The organism is Leptolyngbya sp. FACHB-60, from assembly GCF_014695775.1.
In the GTDB taxonomy this organism is placed as follows: domain Bacteria; phylum Cyanobacteriota; class Cyanobacteriia; order Phormidesmidales; family Phormidesmidaceae; genus Nodosilinea.
In genome coordinates, this window is the sequence record NZ_JACJOX010000058.1 from 99,653 (window position 1) to 120,959 (window position 21,307).

The 21,307-nt window shown below is 58.2% G+C and carries 18 protein-coding genes and 1 riboswitch; of the genes, 11 read left to right on the top strand and 7 right to left on the bottom strand.

Annotated elements, in window-relative coordinates:
- Positions 1-4: 4 nt before the first annotated feature.
- Positions 5-1,495, bottom strand: a complete 1,491-nt coding sequence (gene cobQ / locus H6F57_RS21800) for a cobyric acid synthase CobQ (protein WP_190625962.1) — start codon at positions 1,493-1,495, stop codon at positions 5-7.
- 138 nt (positions 1,496-1,633) lie between these two features.
- Positions 1,634-2,056 (bottom strand): Npun_F0494 family protein, encoded by a 423-nt coding sequence (locus tag H6F57_RS21805; RefSeq protein ID WP_190625961.1) that lies wholly within the window; start codon positions 2,054-2,056, stop codon positions 1,634-1,636.
- A gap of 205 nt (positions 2,057-2,261) precedes the next feature.
- A riboswitch (guanidine-I (ykkC/yxkD leader) is annotated at positions 2,262-2,400 on the top strand.
- A 107-nt stretch (positions 2,401-2,507) separates the two neighbouring features.
- On the opposite strand from H6F57_RS21805, the gene glnT reads away from it, so the two are divergent.
- From glnT to H6F57_RS21855, 10 genes are all read left to right on the top strand, one after another.
- A complete protein-coding gene (gene glnT / locus H6F57_RS21810) occupies positions 2,508-3,869 on the top strand; it encodes a type III glutamate--ammonia ligase (protein ID WP_190625960.1) in 1,362 nt (453 codons plus the stop codon).
- A 92-nt stretch (positions 3,870-3,961) separates the two neighbouring features.
- Complete coding sequence (locus H6F57_RS21815; protein WP_190625959.1) at positions 3,962-5,005, top strand: ABC transporter substrate-binding protein; 1,044 nt, start codon at positions 3,962-3,964, stop codon at positions 5,003-5,005.
- A 134-nt stretch (positions 5,006-5,139) separates the two neighbouring features.
- Entirely contained in the window at positions 5,140-5,931 is a 792-nt protein-coding gene (locus tag H6F57_RS21820) for an ABC transporter permease (protein ID WP_190626060.1), read from the top strand.
- A 105-nt stretch (positions 5,932-6,036) separates the two neighbouring features.
- Positions 6,037-6,810 (top strand): ABC transporter ATP-binding protein, encoded by a 774-nt coding sequence (locus tag H6F57_RS21825; protein WP_190625958.1) that lies wholly within the window; start codon positions 6,037-6,039, stop codon positions 6,808-6,810.
- A 16-nt stretch (positions 6,811-6,826) separates the two neighbouring features.
- Positions 6,827-7,978, top strand: a complete 1,152-nt coding sequence (locus tag H6F57_RS21830) for an aromatic ring-hydroxylating dioxygenase subunit alpha (protein WP_199289613.1) — start codon at positions 6,827-6,829, stop codon at positions 7,976-7,978.
- 183 nt (positions 7,979-8,161) lie between these two features.
- Positions 8,162-8,923 (top strand): hypothetical protein, encoded by a 762-nt coding sequence (locus H6F57_RS21835; RefSeq protein WP_190625957.1) that lies wholly within the window; start codon positions 8,162-8,164, stop codon positions 8,921-8,923.
- A 109-nt stretch (positions 8,924-9,032) separates the two neighbouring features.
- Positions 9,033-11,102: a glycogen debranching protein GlgX gene (gene glgX / locus H6F57_RS21840; protein WP_190625956.1), complete on the top strand. Its 2,070-nt coding sequence runs from the start codon at positions 9,033-9,035 to the stop codon at positions 11,100-11,102.
- A gap of 83 nt (positions 11,103-11,185) precedes the next feature.
- Entirely contained in the window at positions 11,186-12,319 is a 1,134-nt protein-coding gene (recF, locus tag H6F57_RS21845; protein WP_190625955.1) for a DNA replication/repair protein RecF, read from the top strand.
- A 241-nt stretch (positions 12,320-12,560) separates the two neighbouring features.
- The gene (locus H6F57_RS21850; RefSeq protein ID WP_190625954.1) at positions 12,561-12,848 is read left to right on the top strand and encodes a hypothetical protein; all 288 of its coding nucleotides are present in this window, start codon (positions 12,561-12,563) and stop codon (positions 12,846-12,848) included.
- Between the two features lie 310 nt (positions 12,849-13,158).
- The gene (locus H6F57_RS21855) at positions 13,159-13,401 is read left to right on the top strand and encodes a ChaB family protein (RefSeq protein WP_190625953.1); all 243 of its coding nucleotides are present in this window, start codon (positions 13,159-13,161) and stop codon (positions 13,399-13,401) included.
- A 280-nt stretch (positions 13,402-13,681) separates the two neighbouring features.
- On the opposite strand, the gene H6F57_RS21860 is transcribed toward H6F57_RS21855, so the two are convergent.
- From H6F57_RS21860 to xdhA, 3 genes are all read right to left on the bottom strand, one after another.
- Positions 13,682-14,662, bottom strand: a complete 981-nt coding sequence (locus H6F57_RS21860; RefSeq protein WP_190625952.1) for an XdhC/CoxI family protein — start codon at positions 14,660-14,662, stop codon at positions 13,682-13,684.
- Positions 14,663-14,745: 83 nt separating this feature from the next.
- Entirely contained in the window at positions 14,746-17,076 is a 2,331-nt protein-coding gene (gene xdhB, locus H6F57_RS21865) for a xanthine dehydrogenase molybdopterin binding subunit (RefSeq protein ID WP_190625951.1), read from the bottom strand.
- A 244-nt stretch (positions 17,077-17,320) separates the two neighbouring features.
- Positions 17,321-18,781, bottom strand: a complete 1,461-nt coding sequence (gene xdhA, locus H6F57_RS21870; RefSeq protein ID WP_190625950.1) for a xanthine dehydrogenase small subunit — start codon at positions 18,779-18,781, stop codon at positions 17,321-17,323.
- A gap of 192 nt (positions 18,782-18,973) precedes the next feature.
- Here xdhA and H6F57_RS21875 point away from each other — a divergent pair, with 192 nt between their 5' ends.
- The gene (locus H6F57_RS21875; protein ID WP_190625949.1) at positions 18,974-19,549 is read left to right on the top strand and encodes an HD domain-containing protein; all 576 of its coding nucleotides are present in this window, start codon (positions 18,974-18,976) and stop codon (positions 19,547-19,549) included.
- A gap of 31 nt (positions 19,550-19,580) precedes the next feature.
- Here H6F57_RS21875 and H6F57_RS21880 read toward each other — a convergent pair whose 3' ends face one another.
- Complete coding sequence (locus H6F57_RS21880; RefSeq protein ID WP_199294860.1) at positions 19,581-20,180, bottom strand: class II aldolase/adducin family protein; 600 nt, start codon at positions 20,178-20,180, stop codon at positions 19,581-19,583.
- A gap of 11 nt (positions 20,181-20,191) precedes the next feature.
- Positions 20,192-21,292 carry an S-methyl-5-thioribose-1-phosphate isomerase gene (gene mtnA, locus H6F57_RS21885; protein WP_190625947.1) on the bottom strand — a complete coding sequence of 367 codons (1,101 nt, stop codon included), beginning with the start codon at positions 21,290-21,292 and terminating at the stop codon, positions 20,192-20,194.
- Positions 21,293-21,307: the final 15 nt, after the last annotated feature.

Below are 21,307 nucleotides of genomic sequence, written 5' to 3' on the forward strand. Positions count from 1 at the left end.
TTGACTAGCTGAGCAGTGGCGTCAGATCTAGATGCTCGCTGACTGCTTCAGTTAGCTCATTGAGAATGGCCTCGCGCTGCTCGCGGTAGTTGGGGATGCCGGTAGGCAATGACCCCAGGCCCCGCTGCTGGCGCAGACGGTTGAGCCAGGCTCGCCGCCAGGGGCCGTTGTCGAAGATGCCGTGCAGGTAGGTGCCCCACAGCGATTGGCTGGCATCGACCACGCCCAGGCTGCGGTCTTCAAATAAGAACTCAAACTGGGTTCCCTTCTCGTCTTTCCCTTCGGAGAGTAGTAGCTGGGTGCGGCCCTGGTGCAGTTCGTAGCCCGACACCGGCAGCCCCTCCTGCGGAAAACGGGAGCTAACGGTGCGCTGGCGGGCGATCTTTTGCTGGGTAATCACCGTGCGCAGGGGAAACAGGTCAAGACCAGGGAAGCGGCCCTCGTGGCCTTCAATGCCTTCGGGATCGGCTAAGAACTGCCCCATCATCTGGAAGCCGCCGCAGACGCCCATCACCGTGCCCCCAGCGGCCACGTAGTTTTGAATCTCTTCGGCCATGCCGGTGCGCTGCAAAATTAGCAGATCGGCGATGGTGGTCTTGGTGCCGGGAATGATTACCGCGTCGGGGTAGCTGAGCTTTTCTTTGGGGCTGAGGTAGACCACCCGCACGTTGGGCTCGGCCTCCAGCGGGTCAAAGTCGGTGAAGTTAGAAATGCGTGGCAGACGAATGACGGCGATGGTGAGGTCGGCCTGTTTTTTGCTGCCAGGGGTGCGATCGAGCAGGCTGAGCGAGTCTTCGGCGGGCAGGGCGTTTTCAATCCAGGGCACTACGCCGAGGACGGGGATGCCGGTGCGCTCTTTGAGCCAGGCTAGGCCGGGCTCTAGCACCTCACGCTGGCCGCGAAATTTGTTGATGATAATGCCTTTGACCAGGGCGCGCTCCTCCGGATCCATCAGCTCTAGGGTGCCGATGATGTGGGCAAACACGCCGCCGCGATCAATATCGGCCACTAGCACGGTGGGGGCATTGAGGTGCTTGGCGACTCGCATGTTGGTGAGATCGCGGTGTTTAAGGTTGACTTCAACGGGGCTGCCCGCCCCTTCACAGACCAAAAAGTCAAAGTCTTGGCCGAGGCGGGTGAGGCTTTCTTGAATGGCCTGCCAGCCCTGGTCAAAGAAGTTTTCGTAGTACTGCATGGCGGTGGTGCGCCCCACGGCCCGGCCCTTGAGAATGACCTGGGAGGTCATGTCGCCCTGGGGCTTGAGCAGAATGGGGTTCATCTCGACTTGGGGGGGCACGCCTGCGGCCCAGGCTTGAACCGCTTGAGCGTAGCCCATTTCGCCGCCGTTGGCGGTGACGTAAGAGTTGAGGGCCATGTTTTGCCCTTTAAAGGGGGCGACCCGCCAGCCCCGACGGCTGAGAATGCGGCAGAGGGCCGTGGTAATCAATGATTTACCCACGTGGGAGGCTGTTCCCACTACCATGATTGCTCTCATGGAGCGTCTCCAAAGATGAATGAGTTTGACGGTAGGGCGACAGTCGGGACGGTTGCCCGGCACCTAGCCACTCCCTATGCAGATTCTTCAGGAACAACACAACCCATCAGGACGATGGGCAAAAGACAGGGGCCAAGTCTAACCGTGCCACCAGCTCGGCGATCGCACCCATCGGCACCATGCATTATAAAGATGATCGCCCAGGGTTGGGTGATACTGGGCCGGGGTGAGGGGTGCGAGGGCATCAAATACTTGGCGACCCATAGGGGTGAGGCGAAAGCTGTCAGTGAGGCCCTGGCCATCGACTTCGCGGCGCAGCATGCCCACGGCGATCAGCCACATCATTTCGTTTTCGGCTTTTAGTTCGGTAAGAGGGCGGCGGCTATAGCCACTTTTGATGCCGCTCTGGCCACACACCTGGCGAATGGAGATGCTCTGCGATCGCATATCTCCCAGCAGATCTAATCGAAAAGAAGAGCACCGAAAGGCGCGTTCGGCCCGCTTGAGCGATCGCCGGGGATAGCGAAGGGCAATGGCGTGATCAAACTCAACTGGGGCCATGGGTTTAGAAATTATAACTGCCCTAAATTGTAGGTTTAATTCACCGCCAAGCGGGGAAGAATTCCGAATAAAGGGCGGTTTAGTAACAGCGGTTACTTTCTAATGCTTGAGCAATTGCTAAGCCTATTAAGGCATCGACCTTGCTCCAACGCTAGTCAAAAATTAATCGATTAATTAGCCACTTTAAATAGTCAAAGTAAATACCCAAAAGGGTTTCTAGGGTTCCGGCTGACCGCCGCAGTGGTCAAGCGCCTGGTCCGAGAGAAACCGCCAGATTTCCTCAACCCTGCATGCAGCAGCGGCCTAAGGTATCTGGTACACGGCGGGATAAAAGCCCGGGAGGATAGCGAAGCATGACTTCGTCATTCTCTCGGGCCGCTATTTTTTATGCCATTTTTCTCAAATCGCCCTGCCCACGCATTCACCCACTGACTCGTTTATCGACTCACCTATGGCCCATTCTCTAATGCCTGAAATCGAAGCGCTCAAAACATCTCTGGAGGCGAAGGGCGTCAAATATGCCCTGGCCAGCTATGTCGATATCCACGGCATGGGCAAGGCTAAAATGGTGCCCCTGGCTCACCTAGGCCAAATGATGGCGGGTTCAGAGCTGTTTACCGGTGCGGCCCTCGACGGGGTACCCCAGGAGATTAGCGATGAGGAAGTGGCAGCCATGCCCGACCCGGCCTCGGCCACGGTGCTGCCCTGGAAGCCTGAAGTGGCCTGGTTCGCCAGCGATCTTTACTTAAAAGGGCAACCCTTTGAGGCCTGCTGCCGCACCATTCTCAAGCAAATGCTGGCCAAGGCGGCGGCGATGGGGTTTACCTTTAACCTGGGCATTGAAACCGAGTTCTTTATGCTCAAAGAGCACCCAGACGGTAGCTTTGGGCCGGTGAGCGATCGCGACCACCTAGCCAAGCCCTGCTACGACCTGCCCAGCCTGCTCGACAATACTCCCTGGCTGAGTGAACTGGTGGAGTACATGAACCAGCTTGGCTGGGATGTCTATTCTTTTGACCACGAAGACGCCAATGGCCAGTTTGAAACCGACTTTGCCTACAGCGATGCCCTGACTATGGCCGATCGCCTCACCTTCTTTCGGCTGATGGTCAAAGAAATTGCCCGCAAGCACGGCTACTTCGCCAGCTTCATGCCCAAGCCCTTTGGCGATCGCACCGGCAGCGGGGCTCACTACAACATGTCTCTGGCCGACATTGAAACTGGGCAAAACTTGTTCGAAGATCCTGACGATTCGCGCGGCTGCAAGCTCTCTAAGCTGGGCTACCAGTTTATTGCCGGGGTGCTGCGCCATGCCAAGGCCATCTGCGCCGTCACCTGCCCGACGGTCAACAGCTACAAGCGGCTGCTGCGTCAGGGCAGCATGTCGGGCTTTACCTGGGCCCCGGTCTACATCTGCTACGGCAACAACAACCGCACCAACATGCTGCGCATTCCCCTGGCGGGGGGCCGAGTTGAGTGCCGCGCCGCCGATATCGCCACCAACCCCTACCTGGGGGCTGCGATGATTCTCGCCGCCGGGCTAGAGGGCATTGCCGAGGGGCTCGACCCCGGTGATCCCCACACCGAAAACATGTACAACTATTCCCTGGCCGACCTGCAGGCGATGGCGATCGACATGCTGCCCCGCACGCTGCAAGAGGCAATCGACGCTTTTGAGACCGATTCCCTTAGCCAAACCGTGATGGGGCCGCTGATGTACCAGACCTACATCGACTTTCGCCGCCAGGAATGGGAGGAGTACCACACCCACATTTCCGACTGGGAAATCAAGCGGTACCTGAAATTTTTCTAGCGATCGCGCCGTACCATTCCCAGCGGCGTCAGTTTTTCCACAGCTTTTTCCACAGCTTTTCTTATAGTTTTTTGAGATCAAGACCCACAGCTATGCAACGACGTACCTTTTTACCCACGCTGCTTGCCTTCTTTTGCAGCCTGTTGATTACCGTTAGCTGTGCCCAAAATACGCCCCAAGCCGATGCGCCCGCCGATGCCCCCGCGACTGCTACAACCGGTGAGCCGGTGAAGCTTGGCTACAGCAGCTGGGCGGGTTGGTGGCCCTGGGCGATCGCCGAAGAAGAGGGCCTATTCGAGAAAAACGGGGCCAACGTCGAGCTGATCTGGTTTGACGGCTACCTAGAGTCATTGCAAGCCCTAGCCGCCGGGCAACTCGATGCCAACAGTCAGACCCTCAACGACACCATTTCCTTCGCGGGGGATGCCGTTAACGGCATGGTGGCGGTGCTGGTCAACGACAACTCCGCCGGTAACGACAAGGTGATTGGGGCCGAGGGCATCGACACCGTCGCCGACCTGGCGGGCAAAACCGTCGCCCTAGAAGAGGGCGTAGTAGGCGACTTTTTACTCAGCTTGGCCCTCGAAGATGCTGGGCTAACCCGCGACGTTGTAGAAATTAAAAATCTAGAGACTGGGTCCGCTGCCACCGCCTTCGCTGCCGAGCAGGTCGATGGCTTTGCCGGCTGGGTACCCTTCTGGGAAACGGCGCTCTCCCGCGAGGGCAGCAAAGAGCTGGTGACATCGGCAGAATACCCGGGTGCGATTCCCGACCTACTGGTGGTTGCCCAAAAGCTGATTGATAGCCGCCCCGACCAGGTGCAAGCCCTGGTAAATACCTGGTTCGACATTTTGGCCTTTATCGAGGAAAACCCCGACCGGGCCAACGAAATTATGGCGAAGCGAGCCAGCGTTAGCGACACCGAGTTTGAGAAGTACACCGAGGGCACCAAAATCTTCACCCTAGACGACAACTTAGAAGCCTTTAGCGCAGGCGGCGACGACATGAAGTACATGCCCTACGCCTCCCAAGTCATGGCTGACTTCATGGTGGAGCTTAAGTTTATCCCCGAAGCCCCCGACCTAGAGGCCATTCTCGATGACCAATTTGTTAAGGCCTACACCGCCAAGAAGTAGCCGTTGATGCAAGCCCCAATCACCGTTCTGTGGATGATGGGGCTAATGCTTTTCAGGTTTGTTGTACGTTTGGGCTAACCTCTGTGACTCCCGCTTCCCCTTCCTTTTCCACCGCGCCCACCGCTTCCCAAGGCATGAAGCCCAGTGTCTTTTGGCGACTGGCCGAAGACATTCCTAAATCCATGAGCACGGCGCTGATGGTGCTCTCCATTGCGGTGCCCTTTGCTCTCTGGTGGGTGGTGGCCAGCCTGGATCTGGTAAATGACAAGTTTTTGCCCTCACCATTTCAGGTGGCTCAGGCGCTGGGACGGCTCTGGACGGATGGCTTTTTGCTGGGAGACACCGCCGCCAGCATCATGCGGGTAACAGTGGGCTTTTTGCTGGCGGCGCTGGTGTCGATTCCCATTGGCATTGCGATGGGGGCCTTTGCCAGCGTGCGATCGCTGCTCGAACCGATCGTCGGCGTGGTGCGCTACATGCCTGCCCCGGCCTTCATTCCCCTGCTGGTGATCTATCTGGGCCTGGGCGAAGCACCTAAAATCGCCCTGATTTTCATCGGCACGGTGTTCTTCAACATTTTGATGATTATGGATGCGGTGAAGTTTGTGCCCAAGGCTCTGCTCGAAACCACCTACACCCTGGGCGGGCAGCGGCGACAGGCGTTGTTTCAGGTGATTACGCCCTACGTGGTGCCCAACATTATCGACACCTTTCGCATCAACATTGCCACCTCTTGGAACCTGGTGGTGGTGGCGGAACTGGTGGCGGCAGAAAACGGCCTGGGCAAACGGATTGTGCTGGCCCAAAAGTTTTTTAACACCGATGAAATCTTTGCCTGCCTGCTGATCCTCGGCGTGATCGGCTTTGCCCTGGATCTATCGCTGCGGTACCTGATGAAGGTCACCTGCAAATGGGTCGTGGATTAGGCAGTTCATCGGTTTATAGCGCTGATCTGGACTGGTGGGCAGTGCCCACCCTACGGCGCACCCCCTTCACCCATCCACCCCCTATCCCTTACTCCCCACCCCACCATGCACTTAGAAATCAACAACCTCAGCAAACAGTTCGACACCCGCCAGGGGCCGGTGCTGGCACTCGATGACATCAATATGCATGTGGAAACGGGCGAGTTTGTTTGCGTGGTGGGGGCCTCAGGCTCCGGAAAATCTACGCTGCTGCGGCTGGTAGCGGGGCTGGATATGCCCACGGCGGGGGGGATTACGGTGGATGGTCAAGCAGTGACGGGTCCAGGATCCGATCGCGGCATGATATTCCAGAGCTACACCCTATACCCCTGGATGTCGGTGCAGAAAAATGTGGAGTTTGGCCTCAAGCTCCAGGGCGTGGGGCCACGGGAGCGGCGGGAAATGGCCTCCTACTATCTAGACGTAGTGGGGCTGACCAAGTTTGCGCGATCGCTGCCTAAGCAGCTCTCGGGAGGCATGAAACAGCGGGTGGCGATCGCCCGCACCTTGGCCTCGCGGCCCAAAATTATGCTGATGGATGAGCCTTTTGGGGCCCTGGATGTGCAGACCAAAGAAACCATGCAGCAGTTCATGCTCGACCTGTGGAACCGCACCGGAGTCAGCATTTTGATGATTACCCACGATGTCGATGAGGCAGTATTCCTCTCCCAGCGAGTCTATGTGCTGACGGCGCACCCCGGCACCATTCATCGAGAAGTGTTTGTGGATTTGCCCAGCGATCGCACCTACACGATCCGCCGCGATCGCGCCTTTCAGGACTACCGCGAAGGCATCATGGATCTGCTGCGGGGCAAGACAACGCCGGCCTTGGTGAGCTAATAGGGAGTATCTAGCCATGGTTTCTAGTCTGCCGCTGCAATGGTCAATGACCGACCCCCAAGGGTCATCGCCGGTTCCCCCCGATGTTCACGGGCTGCCGGAACGATTTTTGCTCACTGCCGATCACTACACCAATCCTCAATGGATCCCGATAGAGCAGCGGGCGATCTTTCGCCGCACCTGGCTCTACGTGGGCGACGGCGATCGCCTTGAGCCGGGCATGGTGTGGGCCAGGTCGGTGGCGGGGGCTCCCCTGCTGATCGTTCGAGACAATGGTGGCGAGCTGCGGGCCTTTTACAACCTCTGTCCCCACCGAGCCGCAATTTTGTCGCCCCAGGCGGGCATTCACTCCTGCCAAAAGCTGGTCTGCCCCTACCACGCCTGGGTTTATGACCTCTCTGGGAATTTGGTGGGGGTGCCTTCCCAAAATCAGTTTTCAGAGTCATTTGAGAAGCAGGAGTTTGCCCTGCGATCGCTGCGGCTAGAGACCTGGTCGGGCTTTATGTTCGTCTGCTTTGACGACAGTGCGCCGCCGCTAGTCGAGTTTCTGGGCAGCATCCCTGAGCACCTTGGGCAGCACCGCACCCCCGCCACCCAACCGCTGGCGGCCAAGCAGTACACTGTCGCCTGCAACTGGAAGAACTACCACGACAACACCCTGTGCGATTACCACGTGGCGATCGCCCACCGCACCACCCTCAACCAGGTGCAAGGCCCCATTCGCCACTACCAGCACCAGCTCGAAGCCTTCGTCAACCTGCTCTACACTCCCACCACCGCCGATTGGCAGGCCGAAAACCCCATCTTGCCGTCCCTCCAGGGCCGCAGCCGCGAGGGATTTTTTACCTACGGCATCTATCCCAACCTGCACCTGCTAGGGCTGCCCAACGGCCTGTTGGCCTGGCTGCACATCGAGCCGCTCACCGCTGAGTCTTGCCAGGTTTCCCTAGACCTCTATGGCGACCCAGAATTTTGCCCGCCCAACGAAACCCTGCTGGCCGAATTTGAAGCCTTCATGCAAGAAGACATGGTGCTCACCGAAAGCGTGCAGCAGGGCTACGCCAGCGGTGCCTACACCCCCGGCCCGGTGAATGGTCTGGAATCGCGTGTTATCCACCAGCAAAAGCTGATCTGGGACGCCCTTGCCGCTGCTAGTGGAGCTGATTAGCAACGTGGGTCTGATTAGCAGCATGAGTTGATGCCGGGCAAACACCGTTTGCCCCTACACGGAACCCTGGTTGTATAGCGCTAGGTAACGCTGGTGGGCACTGCCCACCCTACGACCCACTGCCACCTTTACCCATCCACCCGCCCACCCATCTACCCATTCCCCCGCCTACTCATCCACCCCATGCCCCTCAATCCCTTCCTCGGCGTCTGGCAACGCCGCTCCATTCAGTTTGACCAAGGCCCGATCGAAACCAGCCAATCCGTCCTGTGGATTCAGGCCGAAACCTACTTCGCTGACGTGCGTAGCGCTCCCTTTGCGGGACGGCTCACGCCAGAGCGGTATCGGTCGATGGATTGGCGATCGCGCTTCGACGCCGACCTGCTCGGCTTTGCCGGCACCTTTAGCTGGTCCGAAGCTCCCCCGACCTGTACTTGGCACCATAGCCTTGCCCTTACCCCCCGCCAGTGGCCCGACACCAGCGATTATCAATGGCTAGGGCCAGACGACTTTTTAGAACAGGGCACCTGTGAGGATGACGAGGGCGGTCTCCACCCCTTTGTGGAGCACTGGTATCGCCTTCACCCTGGCCCCGTGCAGGTGTGGCGTCTGGAGCGGGCCGATCAGCAGGGGCAGGCTCTCCGGGTAGGCAACTGGGCCGTCTTGGTGCATCAATGGCGATCGCAAGGCGTCTCCGGTGGAGAATCGCAAAGCGTCTCCCCTGGAGAATCGCCCACCACTGACCCCTTGCGGGAGGCGGAGAGCTTTGGCGCGTTTTCTGCCACGGCCTGGCAATATTGGGATCACACCTGGCATTCTCTGTTTGGCACTGAGGCCAGCCTGGGCACCCCACTTCGGTGGACGCCGCTGGATTTAGATGACCCGCTCGGTCTGTGGCAGCTAGAGCGCTCGGCCCCGGTGAACCAGAGCTTAGAGCTTAACTAAGTATTGAGCCTGGGCATCTGGCAAACTCTCGGTGATAAGGTAAAGCCTTAGAACGTAAGGCTATCTCTGGTGGAGAGGTACTGTCAGCCTTCAGCACACAGGTTACGCTATGAATCCAAAAGTTCTCCCTGGCCAAAGCTACCCCCTGGGGGCCACCGTCTACGCCGTGGGGGTAAATTTTTGCCTGTACTCCAAACATGCTACTGGTATAGATCTGCTGCTGTTTGAGGCCGACGACCTCACCGAGCCCAGCCGGGTGATTACCTTCGACCCGCTGTGGAACCGCACGTTTTACTACTGGCACCTGTTTGTGCCGGGGCTAAAGAGTGGCCAGGTCTATGCCTACCGCGTCCACGGCCCCTTTGACCCGGCCCGTGGCCACCGCTTCGACGCCACTAAAGTACTGCTCGACCCCTACGCCCGCGCCATTGTCGGCGACGATATCTACGATCGCAGCCGCGCCATTGGCCCTGGCGATAACTGTGCCACCGCCCTCAAGGGGGTGGTGGTTGACACCCGCAACTACGACTGGCAGGGCGATCGCCCCCTGCACATTCCCTACTCCAGCAGCGTCATCTATGAGATGCACGTGGGCGGCTTTACCCGCCACTCCTCCTCGGGGCTGCCCGACGAGCAGCGGGGCACCTACGCTGGGCTAATCGAAAAAATCCCCTACCTGCAAGCGCTGGGCATTACGGCAGTGGAGCTGCTGCCCATTCACCAATTCGACGCCCAAGATGCGATGCCTGGGCGGGAGAACTACTGGGGCTATAGCACCCTGGGCTTTTTTGCCCCCCACCGCGCCTACAGCTCCTGCAAAGACCCTCTGGGGCCGGTGAACGAGTTTCGCGATTTGGTCAAGGCCCTGCACCGAGCGGGCATCGAAGTTATTCTCGACGTGGTGTTTAACCACTCCGCCGAGGGCAACCACGAAGGCCCCACCCTCAGCTTTAAGGGTATCGACAACGAAACCTACTACATGCTCGAAGACAACCCGATCTACTACTCCAACTACAGCGGCTGCGGCAACACCCTGTCGCCCAACCACGCTGTTGTGGGGCGCATGATTCTCGACAGCCTGCGCTACTGGGTGTCGGAAATGCACGTGGATGGCTTTCGCTTTGACCTGGCCTCGGTGATGTCGCGCGACATGGCGGGCAACCCCCTCGAAGACCCGCCGATTTTGTGGAATATTGAGTCGGAGCCGGTTTTGGCGGGCACCAAGATCATCGCCGAAGCTTGGGATGCCGCTGGGCTGTACCAGGTGGGCAGCTTTATCGGCGATCGCTTTGCCGAATGGAATGGCCCCTACCGCGACCACGTGCGCCAGTTTATCAAAGGTGACGAGGGCGTGGTGCCCGACCTGGCCGCCCGCCTGCTGGGTAGCCCCGACATTTACCAAAAGCCCAACCGTGAGCCCAACCGCAGCATTCACTTTGTCACCTGCCACGATGGCTTTACCCTCAACGACCTGGTCTCGTACAACCAAAAGTACAACGAGGCCAACGGCGAGCATAACCGCGACGGCACCGACGCCAACTACAGCTGGAACTGCGGCATAGAGGGTCTCTCGGCCCCATCCGAGGTAGAACAGCTGCGCCAGCGACAGATCAAAAACTTTCTCACCCTGCTGTTTATGGCCCAGGGCACCCCGATGCTGCTGATGGGTGATGAGGTGCGCCGCACCCAGCGCGGCAACAACAACGCCTATTGCCAAGACAACGACCTGAGCTGGTTTAACTGGGATGCCGTGGAGAAAGAACAGCCGCTGCTGCGCTTTACCCAGGGGCTGATTCACTTCATTCAAAACCTAAAGGTGTTTCAGCTACGGCACCTGCTGCGGGTGACCACCACCTGGCACTACGAACCCCATATTGTTTGGCATGGCACCACACTAAACCAGCCTGACTGGTCAGAGCACTCCCGCACCCTGGCCTTTACCCTGCGCTATCCCGACGCCAAGGAACAAATTCACGTCATGCTCAACGCCTACTGGGAGGCGCTGATGTTTGACCTGCCGGGGCTAGGTCCCCACGATCGCTGGCACCGCATTGTCGATACCACTGTGCCGCCCCCCCGCGACTTTTGCTACCCAGAGGAAGCCCCGGTGTTTGAAAGCGACCTGTACCCAGTGGGGCCGCGATCGACCGTAGTGCTGATGAGCCGACCGCAGGGTTAGCGCCCTGTGCGTCTGTGAGTTCAGCTCTTAGATTCTCTACGCTGTCCTGTATCCTAAACCAAGTTCAGCGCTGGCTTTACCCCTTGTATCTCACCCATCTATTGCTCAGGCACTTTCGCAACTACGGCGAGCAGCAGATCGACTTTGCCGCCCCCAAGACCATTTTGGTGGGGGAAAATGCCCAGGGTAAGTCGAATCTGCTGGAGGCAGTGGAGCTGTTGGCGACGCTCAAGTCGCACCGAACCAGCCGCGATCGCGACCTAGTGCAGCAAGATCAGCCTGTGGCTCAAATCACCGCCTCGGTGCGGCGCGACCTGGGCGTAGCCGATCTCTCCCTGGTGCTACGCCAGGCGGGGCGGCGCACGGCCATTCTCAACGGCGAAAAGCTGCGGCGACAGCTCGATTTTCTCGGTGCCCTCAACGCGGTGCAGTTCTCTAGCCTCGATCTCGACCTGGTGCGGGGCGGGCCGGGAGGGCGGCGCGACTGGCTTGATACGTTGCTGATCCAGCTAGAGCCGGTCTATGCTCACATTCTCAGCCAATACAACCAGGTGCTCAAGCAGCGCAACGCCCTGATCAAAAAATCCTTTGGCGATGACGATGGCGAGCCTGCCCCTGCCCTAGACGCCACCGAGTTTGCCCTGTGGGATGCCCAACTAGCGGCCCTGGGCACGCGGGTGATTCGGCGGCGGGCCAGGGCGATCGATCGCCTCGCCCCAATCGCTCACCAGTGGCACCAGGCAATCAGCGGCCAGCGAGAAGACCTGCGCATGCACTACCAGCCCAATGTGCCAATGACAAAGGATGATCCGCAGGTGATTCAGGCCAGCTTTTTAGAGAAGATTAAGCAGCGGGCGATCGCAGAACAGCACCAGCGCACCACCCTGGTTGGCCCCCACCGCGACGACATTGAGTTCACCATCAATGACACTCCTAGCCGCCAATATGGATCCCAGGGCCAGCAGCGCACTCTGGTGCTGGCGCTCAAGCTGGCGGAGCTGCACCTGATCGATGAGGTTGTTGGCGAACCGCCCCTGTTGCTGCTCGATGACGTGCTGGCCGAGCTGGATCTCAACCGCCAAAATCAGCTTTTAGAAGCCATTCAAGATCGCTTTCAAACCATCATCACCACCACCCACTTGGGGGCTTTCGGCAGCCAGTGGATGACCTCATCGCAGATTTTGACGGTGAAGGCGGGGCAAATTGAGGGCAACTAAGGGGCTTTGCATGTTCGATCTATCCCAACCACCTTGTCAATTTATGAGGGAGAAGGAACGTTAAGACCTATGAGGTTATAACCGATGAGTAGAGGTGCGATCGCCCTTCGCTAAACCCATCGCGCGCTGGGTAAACACTCAGTTCAAGCTTATCGGTTGGCTTTGAGGTAGCTGAGGAATAATCATAATGAGAGAAAGTTTTCATACCCAAGCTTGATCAGGTTATTGAAACGTGTTTGAAATGCAGCAAAACTCCCCTACTACTAACGGTCATGCTGTTCCCCCACGGCATCGCGCTGTTTTAAGCCGAGGGAGTTACTTTAGCTTGTTAAGTCTGGGCAGCGCCGGCAGCATTCTCAGCATTGGCAGCACCGGCAGCATTCTCAGCATTGGCAGCGCGGGTAGCATCTTGAGCATTGGCAGTGCAGGCAGCATTTTGAGCGTTGGCAGCGCCGGTAGCGTGCTATCGGTGTTGAGTCTGGACAGTATTCTCAGCGTCTTGCAGTTTTGGGCCATTCGTCAATTTTGAATAGATAGCGATGGCTACTGCGCTGGGCTAGGGCCACCATCATCTCGGGTTCAAGGAATCCTGGGATGGGAGTGTGGAGTGTGGCTGTGGGCAATCTGAGATAAAACGCCAGCAACGGCGCGATCGGTCAAATCAGTACTGTAATTTAATCTGGCAAGAGGAAATTGAGGCACTACTCAAAGCGGTTGCAATTTCCATCCTAAGGAGCGGTTAGAAGTAGGAAATTTTACAGCTGAAGAAGGAGGTTGAGGCCGCTTTGAGTGCTTTAAGGTCTATGCAACAACTACCGCATGACTCAGGAGACAATCCCATGCCTTACGAAAATGTAGAAGCTTTGCCCCAAGATACTCAGTCGCTGCCCCAAGAGGCTAAGCAAATTTTCATGGCGGCTTTTAATGCTGCTTCGAGCGACGGTTTTAGCGAAGATGGTGCCCGCGATGTGGCTTGGAGCTCGGTGAAAAACACCTTTGCCCAAGATAGCAGTGGCGAGTGGCACTTCAAAGCTGACGACCATGACTCTGGAAGCAGCACCGGTACAATGCCTGGCAACTAAGCTCGTTTGAGAGTTAGCGTTAAGCACGAATTGTGACATGAGTGCCGCTCAAACCGGCTTCTAGCTGGACTTTTGGATATAAAGTGGGCATTGCTTCGGCTAAATCTAAAGTCGTAGCAATGCCCATTTTCCGTGAAAAACGAAGAATGAAAATACGCCCGGCAGGCTTGAATACTGACAGTTTGGGCTATCCTAATCCACATTTTACTTGCCATAGCTAATATCAAATTTATACTTATTATTTCTGATCTAAAAAGAGCTACCTTCTTAGATATATGCTCTACTGATACAGGCTTTGACGTAGCCGTTCAGAAAGCGATCGCCCCGTGCCTCCCCGCTGCACCAAAATTAGCTCAGCGCTGATGCTAACCGCAATTTCTTCTGGAGTGAGTGCCCCAATATCTAGCCCAATGGGGCCATAGATATTGGCTAACTTTTCTTTAGCAATACCTGCCTGTGCGATCGCCCCATAAACTTGGCGCACCCGTTTTTCGCTGCCGATCATGCCGATATAGCGACAGGGGATAGGACGCTGAAGCAACTGCTGAAGGGCGTCGAGATCGTAGGTGTAGCCGCGAGTAACTAGGGCAGCGTATAGGTTTTGGTGGGTAGCGAGAGCGACGATCGCGCCCTCAAACTCCCCCGTCAAAATCTGGTTGGCTTGGGGATAGTGCTCTGGGTTGGCCCACTCGGGGCGATCGTCCTGCACAACTATTTGGAAGCCGATCAGATTCGCGACTTTAGCGAGTTGAATGCCAACATGGCCTGCCCCAACAATCAGCAGCGTGGGTGGCGGTTCGAGGGTTTCTACAAAGGCGATCGCCGCATCTATAGCAACAGCCTGGTCTGCTAGGTAAGGAGCGTGAACTCCATCAAAGGGCGTTACCAGCGTTACCAGCTGCCCCTGATGGAGCTGGTGCAAAATTGTTTGAACTAAGGATTTCGCCGCTTTCCCTTGCCATCGCTCAAGCCACACCCGCATGTGGCCCCCACAAATTCCTTGGGTTTGTTGCTGAGCAGCGCCAGAGAGGTCAATCTCGACAAACTGCTTTTCGCCGGTTTGCATCACCTCCTTGGCCTGGCGCAACACCTTAGCTTCTCCGGCACCGCCGCCAATAGTGTTAAAGGCTTGGCCGTTAGCATCAATGACCAATTTGGCTCCCGCTTCGCGGGGAACGGAACCTCTCACGCTGGTAACGGTGGCAAGAACCGTAGGGCCATAGGCAAGAGCCTGTGCCAGTTGTTGAAAGCAGTTCACCATGAGTTAGACAAATTTTGGATGGCAGGAACTGAGTTGCTGTTTGAGCAGGCGATCGCCCAGAAACCCCGTTTCCATTCAACGGATTACGACCTAACTTCCACAGGTTGCTCCTGTCTCACTGCTGCTTTCACCGCCTCAATCGCCCACAACGTCGCCTCCGGGGTCGCCGGCAGCGCCAGGGGCACATAGTCCGCATTCCCAAATGCTGCCACTGCGGCGCGAATTGCCTCCCGCACGGCCATCGCTAGCATAAACGGCGGTTCGCCCACAGCTTTACTGCCATAGATCACGCCATCCTGGGCGGCGCGTTCCAGCAGGTGCACGGTGAACTGCTCGGGCACTTCGCTGATGGTAGGGATTTTGTAGGTGCTGGGGGCAAAGGTGCGCAGGCGACCTTCGTCGTCCCACACCAGTTCTTCCATGGTGAGCCAGCCCATGCCCTGCACAAAGGCCCCTTCGATCTGGCCCTTATCTACTAAAGGATTGAGGGATTCGCCCACGTCGTGAACGATGTCGACCTGGCGCAGTTTGAAGGTGCCGGTAAAGCCATCGACCTCTACTTCACAGACCGCTGTGCCGTAGGCGAAGTAGTAAAAGGGACGACCCTTGCCCAATTTTGAATCCCAAAAAATGTTGGGAGTGCGGTAGAAGCCAGTGGCCGAAAGGCTGATGCGTTCGTTGTAGGCCTGCTGCACCACTTCGTCGAAAGTGATGCGGGCGCTGGGGTAGGTGCGGCAGTAGATCCAGTCGTCTTCAAAGACCATGTCTTCGGGAGCGTCGAGATTCAGCATATGCACAGCGACGGCGGCGAGGCGATCGCGCAGGGTCTCACAGGCATTCTTCACGGCCTGGCCATTCAGGTCTGATCCGCTAGAGGCGGCGGTGGCCGAGGTGTTGGGTACCTTGTCGGTGCTGGTGTGCATCATGCGCAGGCGATCGCTCTTTACCCCCAAAGCTTTAGCGGCAACCTGAATCATTTTGGTGTGCAGCCCCTGGCCCATTTCGGTGCCGCCGTGGTTGAGCTGAATGCTGCCATCGGTGTAGATCAGCACTAACGCCCCCGCCTGGTTGTACCGCACATTGTTGAAGGAAATGCCGAATTTGACTGGGGTGATGGCCAGCCCGCGCTTTTTGTAGGGGCTGGTTTCGTTGAAGGCGGCGATCGCCGCCCGCCGCGCCATATAGTTGGCCCCTGCTTTGGCCTCTTGCCAGACGCGGGCGATGCGGTTGTCAACGATGTCTTGGTCGTAGTGGGTGCGATTGGTGTCGCCCTCGCCGTGGTAAAAGTTGCGCTCGCGCACCACATCGGGGGGCAGGTTGAGGGTGCGGGCAATGCGATCGATCACTTCCTCAATCACGATCATGCCCTGGGGACCACCGAAGCCCCGATAGGCGGTGTTTGACACGCGGTTAGTTTTGGCAATCCGCCCTTCGATCACCAGGTTAGGAATATAGTAGGCGTTATCGACGTGGAGCATCGCCCGCCCCAACACCGGAGGCGACAGATCGAGGCTCCAGCCGCCGTCCGCTACCAGGGTGACGTTCATGGCTGTGATGGTGCCGTCGTCGTTAAAGCCGGCTTCATACTGACCCAAAAAGCCGTGGCGCTTGCCGGTGATCAGCATGTCGTGGTGGCGGCGCAACCGGCAGCGGGCGGGTCGGCCAGTTTTGTAGGTAGCCAGGGCGGCCGCCGAAGCAAAGGGGTTCGACTGGGATTCTTTGCCGCCAAAGCCGCCGCCCATGCGCAGGCAGGTGCAAACCACGCGGTTTTTGGGCAGGCCGAGAATGCGGGCGACGATCTCCTGAGTTTCAGTCGGGTGTTGGGTGGAGCTGTAGAGCTGGAGGTTGCCTTCGCCATCGGGAATGGCCCAGCTGACCTGGGTCTCCAGATAAAAGTGGTCTTGGCCGCCGATTTCGATTTCTCCAGAGAAGGTGTGTTGAGCCTGAGCGATCGCCGCGTCGGGGTCACCCCGGCGAATAAATTGGGGAACGTCATGGTAGCTATGGGCTGCGATCGCCTCCTTCACCGTCTTAATTGCTGGCAGCGACTCATACTCCACCACAATCTTGGCCGCCCCTTCCCTGGCGGCCGCTTCGTCTTCACCCACGGCCCAGGCTACGACTTGGCCGTAGTAGCTGATTTCGTCAGTTGGCAACAGCACTTCGTCGTGGACGATGACGCCAGTGTTGTTTTCTCCCGGCACGTCAGCGGCGGTGAGCACCGTGACGCAGCCCGCCACTGCCATTGCCGGAGCCACATCTAGCTTGGTGATTCTCGCCCTCGCGTGGGGTGAGAGCACTGGATACAGCGATAGCATGCCCGCTGGTTCGCGCTGGTCGTCGGTGTAGACGGCGGTGCCGCTAACATGGGCCACGGCGCTTTCATGACTTTTGTACTTGCCGACTGGACTCATGGGGTACCTCTGGGGATTTCGGATTGGCGATTTTGGGTTGCCCGCCTGGGAGTAGCAGGGGCAAGTTTGAGAGGTAGGGTGGGCACTGCCCACCACAATCATGGGGCAGAATCACAAAGCTGATGGGGCAGCGTGGGATGGGGAATGGACTATCGCTTGTGTTAGGGGCAGTGGGCAGTGCCCACCCTACTGGCTCCCCTCGCCTTCGGGGACAGGGGTTGGGGAGAGGGTAGCTAGCTCTACGCTACGGAAATTCCACAAAGAATTTCTCGAACAAATTCACTATCAAGCGTTTGCGGTACTCGGCGCTGCCTCGCAGGTCAGTCAACGGTGTAAACGCCTCTTGCAGGATGGGCTTCACCGCCTGAATGGTGTCAGCCGTCCAAGGCTTATCCAGCAAAAATTCCTCCGCTGCGATCGCCCTGGCCGGAGTCGCCGCCACCCCGCCATAGCCCAGCCGGGCATGGAGAATCTGATTGCTGCCATCCACATCCACCACAAAAGCTGCCGCCACGATGCTGATGTCGTCGGTGCCGCGCTTGCCGATTTTGTAGGACTGACTGAGACGGCGATCGGTGCCAGGAGTAAGGGCTTTGGGAATTTGGACGGAGACAATCACCTCGCCCGGCTGTAGCTCAGTCTGGCGGTAGCCGGTAAAGAAGTTTGCTAAAGGCAGCGTTCTTTCGCCCCCAGGGCCAGCCAGCTTCAACATCGCATCCAGCGACAGGAGAACTGGGGGCAGGTCGCCAATTGGGGAAGCGGTGCCGATGTTGCCGCCGAGGGTGGCCCGGTTGCGCACCTGGCGAGCAGCAAACCAGTGAATCATTTCGTCTAGGCTGGGGAAGATGCCGTGCAGGTTGGCCTCAATGTGGCTAAGGGGCACCGCCGCGCCGATTTCAACGTGGTCCTCGGTTTGATCGATCTGCTTGAGTTCGGCGATCGCTTCCAGAGAGATCAACATGGGGTAATGCTGCCGGTGCCAGCTCATCTCCAGACCCAGGTCTGTGGCCCCAGCGACTAGGGTGGCGTCGGGGTGCTGCTGCAACAAGTCCAATACCTCTGACAGATGGGTAGGCCGATGAAACTGTTCGCTGTGACCGTTGTTTTGAGTAGTGTAGGCCAGGGGCAAAAGCCCCGTGGAAGCAGAGGCGAGCTGCTCTGAAAACTGATCCTGTGACGTTGCATTCGCCACCATTTGGGCGGCGCGGCGAATGGGGATGTAGCCCGTGCAGCGGCAGAGGTTGCCCTCCACCGAGAGGTCGTTGGGGGTGCCGTCATAGTAGGCGGCAAACAAGCTCATGACGAAGCCGGGGGTGCAGTAGCCGCACTGAGAGCCGCCCGTTTCGACCATGGCGGCCTGTACAGGGTGAAGCTGGTCAGCGGTGACGGGTTCTTTGACAAAGGCATTTTTAGGAATTTGGCATTGGGTAATGCCGTCGGCGGTCAAGACCTGCCGCCCCGCCACCGCCCCCAGGGGAATCAAGCAGCTATTCACCGCTTGGTAGTGGGGTTGGCCGTTTGCCCCTTCGCCAATCAGGGCTACGGTGCAGGCACCGCAGTCGCCGTCGCCGCAGCCTTCTTTGGTGCCGGCTCGGCCGCTTAGGTGCAGATACTCCAGCAACGTCATCGCGGGAGAAGTGTCTTTAACAGAGACAGGCTCTCCATTAATTGTAAAACTGAGTTGAAGGTCGAGTTGTTGAGTCACAGGTGCTTTATGCAGCTAAAAACGTATACCTACGGGCCATGAGATTAGTGTTCAACTTAGCGGTGATTTAGTCAGCAAAATGACAATTTGATTAAATTTAATTTGAGCTTGGCTACTAGCTGGTGGCTAAAAATCGATGTCGTTGCCCACTGCGATCGGTCATGCTGGATAAAAGCGATTCTCTGCACAACCATGACTCCATCTGCTTTGGCTCCCGCCCCTGCTACCACTGCTTTACTAGAGGCCCTGCACTTTTCAGCGACCAAACACAGCGACCAGCGCCGCAAAGATAAAGAAGCCTCGCCCTATATCAACCATCCCATTCGGGTCGCGCAGTTGCTGGCCACCGAAGGCGGCGTGACCGATCTGGTGACCCTACAGGCCGCCATTCTCCACGATACGGTAGAAGATACCGACACCACCCCCGAGGAGATAGAGCGCCACTTTGGTCCTGAGGTGCGGCGAGTAGTGGAAGAAGTCACCGACGATAAAGACTTGCCTAAGGCGGAGCGCAAACAGCAGCAGGTGGAGCACGCCCCTCACCTGTCACCCCAAGCCAAGCAGCTCAAAATTGCCGACAAAGCCGCCAATGTGCAAAACATTACCACCTCGCCCCCCGACGGCTGGTCGCTAGAACGAAAGCGCGAATATTTAGATTGGGCCGATCGGGTCGTGGCCGGATGCCGAGGCTGCAACCCAGCCCTAGAAGCCGTTTATGACGAGATCATTGCCCAGGGACGACAGGCGCTGGCAGCGGTGGCCGCGTAGTTTAAACCTGAGTAGCGAGAACTATAGGCCGCTAATTGTCTATGTGCTGGTGCAGCACCTGAGCCGCAGCCTCTAGGGTGGGGCCAAACACCAGCACCCCCTCCTCATGCCCTGCCATGATCAAAATGCGCGTTTGCATCAAGTTGTCGTTGTTCAACAGCCGCCTCATTTCGTAGGCCATCGCCGGGGTGCCGTAGGGAACGCTGGCGGCAGTAGTGGGCAGCACTCCCTGGCCCCGCTGCCACAGCGGCCGATTGTGCACATGAATAATTGCCTGAATGGCGCTGCTGTAGTCGTAGAGGGCCGCATGGGTAAGCGACTCAGATGAGGCCTGGATCGGCCCAGTGCAGTGTAGGGTGTTGCGATCGATATCCCAGGCGTCGACCAGAGTGTAATGGTGGGCCGTGGTGTGGGCCAGGTGCCCGGTTTGGGTGCCCGAAACAGCAAAGCTGCGGGCCGATCGCCGGAGGCTGATATTGCCGTAGCCAATGCCGTTGGGGTAGAGCCCAATTTGCTGCGCCTGCCACATGCGATCGCGCCACGCCATCAGCTCTGCCAGCTCAGCCGCCGCCAGCGGCGCACCAGGCGTCCACTGGCCGACGTACTTAATTACCCCTTCGTCGAAAGCCATGGTCATAGCCCTTAGGCCGCCTCTGGAAACAGGCTCAGCAGCCCGGCCTCAGAGGCTGGGCAAATGCCCCGTTCGGTAATCAAACCCGTCACTAGGCGGGCGGGGGTGACATCAAAGCCATAGTTGGCAGCGGGAGAAGATTCGGGGCAGATCAGCACCGAGGTGACCCCATGGGGAGACAGCCCATCGATGTACTTCACTTCGTCCTGGCTGCGCTGCTCAATGGGGATCTCTTTCACCCCGTCTCCCAGGGTCCAGTCAATGGTAGAAGAGGGCAGGGCCACATAGAAGGGCACGCCGTTGTCGTGGGCGGCCAGGGCCTTGAGGTAAGTGCCAATTTTATTGGCGACGTCGCCCTGGCGGGTGGTGCGATCGGTGCCCACGATCGCCAGATTGACTAGGCCGTGCTGCATCAGGTGGCCCCCAGCATTGTCAGGAATGACGGTGTGAGGCACCCCATGCTGCCCCAGTTCCCAGGCGGTGAGCTTGGCCCCCTGGTTGCGGGGGCGGGTTTCATCGACCCAAACGTGAACGGGCAGGCCGCGATCGTGGGCGTGGTAGATGGGCGAGGTGGCGGTGCCCCAGTCTACACAGGCCAGCCAGCCAGCGTTGCAGTGGGTCAAAATGTTGACGGGCTGACCGGTGCGAGCGTAGATGTCTTCGATCAGCTGCACCCCGTGCAATCCGATCTGGCGGCACTGTTCTTCGTCGGCATCGAGGATAGCCTCAGCGTTTTGCCGCAGTCGAGCGATCGCTTCTGAGGCCGTTGCCACCTGCCCCAGGGTTTCCATCTGGGAGGTTAATGCCCAGTGCAGATTGACCGCCGTGGGGCGAGTTTGGCCCAGGGCGTGGGCAGCCTGGGTCAAAACGTCGCGAAAGTCTGGCTCAGACGCGTCCAGGGCCGCCAAGTACATGCCCATGGCGGCGGTGGCCCCAATCAGCGGGGCACCGCGTACCACCATGTCTTTGATGGCGTAGGCTGCCTCATCCACCGAACTCAGATCCATCCAGGTGAGCTGGTGGGGCAGCTGACGCTGGTCAATCACCTGCACAACGCGAGGATTATCTGGGTGTAGACGAATGGTTCTGGTCGGCTCGCCGTTAATTTTCATAGGTGCGTCCTAGCG